Genomic DNA, 2,748 nt, shown 5'->3' with positions numbered 1-2,748 from the left:
GTTGCAGCTTGCGTGTCGAGCGGCTGACCAGCCGCGCGCCGAGCCGCGCCTCCAGCCGCGCGATCAGCTTGCTCACCGCCGAGGGCGTCATGCGCAAGGCCCGCGCCGCGGCGGAAAAACTGCCCGTCTCGGCGACGCGGACGAACACTTCGATCTCGCCGGAGCGGTTGATTTCGGGTCGCGCCATTTGTGAATTTATTTCACAGAAAATATGCCCATTGCAAGACTGGTTCACAGCTCGACGGATCACGATCTTCGGCATCGGGGCGCGGGACTTGGGCGTCCTTCAGCACCAAACGGATCCTGCCATGCCCCTTGCTCTTTATGCCCTCACCGCCGGCGCCTTCGGCATCGGTGTCACTGAATTCGTCATCATGGGTCTGCTGCTCGATGTCAGCGCCGATCTCGGCGTCTCGATCTCGGCCGCGGGCCTGCTCATTTCCGGCTACGCGCTGGGTGTCGTCATCGGCGCGCCGCTGCTTGGCGCCTTGACCGGCCGGCTGCCGCGCAAGACCTTGCTGCTTGCGCTGATGGTGGTCTTCACCGTCGGCAACTTGGCCTGCGCACTGGCGCCCGACTACTGGACGCTGATGGCGGCGCGTGTGCTCACCGCCTTCGCCCACGCCTCCTTCTTCGGCGTCGGCTCCGTCGTCGCCACCAGCTTGGTCGCGCCCAACAGGAAGGCCTCGGCCATCGCGCTGATGTTCACCGGCCTCACCGTCGCCAACATCCTCGGCGTGCCCTTCGGCACCTGGCTCGGCCAGGCCTATGGCTGGCGCTCCACCTTCCTCGCCGTCACGCTGGTCGGCGTCATCGCCTTTGCCGTGATCGCGCTGCTCGTGCCGCGCGACGAACCGGTAGCAGCAGACGAAGAGGAAAGCTCCGAAGGCACGCTCGCCGTGCTCGGCCGCCGGGCGGTGCTGCTCGGCCTCCTGACCACGGTGCTGAGCTGGGTCGGCGTCTTTGCTGCCTTCACCTATCTGGCGCCGATCCTGACCCGCGTCACCGGCTTTTCCGAGGGAGCCGTCTCGCCGATCCTGCTCGTCTTCGGCGGCGGGCTGGTCGCCGGCAACCTGCTTGGCGGACGCCTCGCCGACCGGCACCTTGTGCCGACGGTCGTCGGCACGCTGGTTGCGCTGTCGGCGGTGCTGTTCCTCATGACCGCGGCGATCCATCAGCCGATCACGGCGATCATTGCCGTGGGCCTGCTGGGTGCCGCCGCCTTCGCCACCGTCGCGCCGCTGCAGATGTGGGTGCTGGAGAAGGCCAAGGGCGCCGGCCAGGGCCTGGCCTCCTCCTTCAACATCGCCGCCTTCAATCTCGGCAACGCCATCGGCGCTTGGCTCGGCGGCTTCGTCATCGATCACGGCCCCGGCCTCGGCGCCGTCCCCCTCGTCGCCGGCCTGGTGCCGATCGCCGCGCTCGGCGTGGTGCTCATGGCGCTGCGTCTCGAACGCGGCAGCGCGATCGGCAAGCCGGTCACGGCGCAGTGCTGAACGCCGATCCCTTCGACATCCAATCAGGAGAAAAAAGATGGATTATCGACCTCTCGGCGCCTCCGGCCTGAAAGTGCCGGCGCTTTCCTTCGGCGCCGGAACCTTTGGCGGCTCCGGTCCCCTCTTCGGCCATTGGGGCAACAGCGACGCGAAAGAGGCGCGCCGGCTGGTCGACATCTGCCTGGAGGCGGGCGTCAATCTTTTCGACACGGCCGATGTCTATTCCAACGGCGTCTCGGAAGAGGTGCTTGGCGAGGCGATCAGGGGCCGTCGCGACGCGGTGCTGATCTCGACCAAGACGTCGTTGCCGATGGGCGACGGTCCGGCCGACTGGGGCTCGTCGCGCTCCCGCCTGATCCGCTCCGTCGACGCGGCGCTGAAGCGTCTCGGCACCGACTATATCGACCTTTTGCAGCTCCATGCCTTCGACGCCTCGACACCGATCGAGGAAGTGCTGTCGGCGCTGGACGACCTCGTGCGCTCCGGCAGGCTGCGCTATGTCGGCGTCTCCAACTTCTCCAGTTGGCAGGTGATGAAATCGCTCGGCCTGGCCGACAAACACGGCTACCCGCGCTACGTCGCGCATCAGGTCTATTATTCGCTGGTGGGCCGCGACTATGAGTGGGAACTGATGCCGCTCGGCCTCGACCAGGGCGTCGGCGCCCTGGTGTGGAGTCCGCTCGGCTGGGGCCGGCTGACCGGCAAGATCCGCCGCGGCCAGCCCTTGCCGGAAAAGAGCCGGCTGCACGGCACAGCCGATTTCGGCCCGCCGGTCGAGGACGAGCATCTTTTCAAGGTGGTCGATGCGCTGGAAGCGGTCGCCGCCGAGACCGGCAAGACCGTGCCGCAGGTCGCCATCAACTGGCTCCTGCAGCGGCCGACCGTGTCGTCGGTGATCATCGGCGCGCGCAACGAGGAACAGCTCCGCCAGAACCTCGGCGCCGTCGGCTGGACGCTGACGCCCCAACAGATCAAGGCGCTCGACGAAGCGAGCGCGGTGACGGCGCCCTATCCCTACTTCCCCTATCGGCGCCAAGAAGGCTTCGCCCGGCTGAACCCGCCGGCGGTGTGATCGCCGGCGCTGAAGCTGCCCCCTCAGCGCGAGCGTGAACGCGCGAGATTAGCCGCAGCCCTCTGAACTTCGTCATCCACGGGCGAAGCAGCCGCGAAGCGGCGTCGCGAAGACCCGAGGATCCATTCCGTTACCTCGATCGCAGGCGCGGCGAGCAGAATTCCGGATCGCCGCAACGCT

General features: G+C 67.4%; 3 protein-coding genes. 2 read left to right on the top strand and 1 reads right to left on the bottom strand.

All coding sequences use genetic code 11. The features are described 5' to 3' along the window. Positions 1–187 (bottom strand): LysR family transcriptional regulator (locus EOA27_RS30770; RefSeq protein ID WP_145970638.1); only part of this gene is annotated, 187 nt, incomplete at its 3' end. 121 nt (positions 188–308) lie between these two features. Between EOA27_RS30770 and EOA27_RS30765 the strand changes: the two genes are divergently transcribed. Both EOA27_RS30765 and EOA27_RS30760 read left to right on the top strand, forming a co-directional pair. Then, positions 309–1,496 carry an MFS transporter gene (locus tag EOA27_RS30765; RefSeq protein WP_126080567.1) on the top strand — a complete coding sequence of 396 codons (1,188 nt, stop codon included), beginning with the start codon at positions 309–311 and terminating at the stop codon, positions 1,494–1,496. A 37-nt stretch (positions 1,497–1,533) separates the two neighbouring features. Then, positions 1,534–2,568, top strand: a complete 1,035-nt coding sequence (locus EOA27_RS30760; protein WP_126080566.1) for an aldo/keto reductase — start codon at positions 1,534–1,536, stop codon at positions 2,566–2,568. Positions 2,569–2,748 lie beyond the last annotated feature (180 nt).

Source organism: Mesorhizobium sp. M2A.F.Ca.ET.037.01.1.1 (genome assembly GCF_003998075.1).
In the GTDB taxonomy this organism is placed as follows: domain Bacteria; phylum Pseudomonadota; class Alphaproteobacteria; order Rhizobiales; family Rhizobiaceae; genus Mesorhizobium.
The sequence above is the reverse complement of the archived record's forward strand: the minus strand, read 5'-3'. Positions and strand labels throughout refer to the sequence as shown.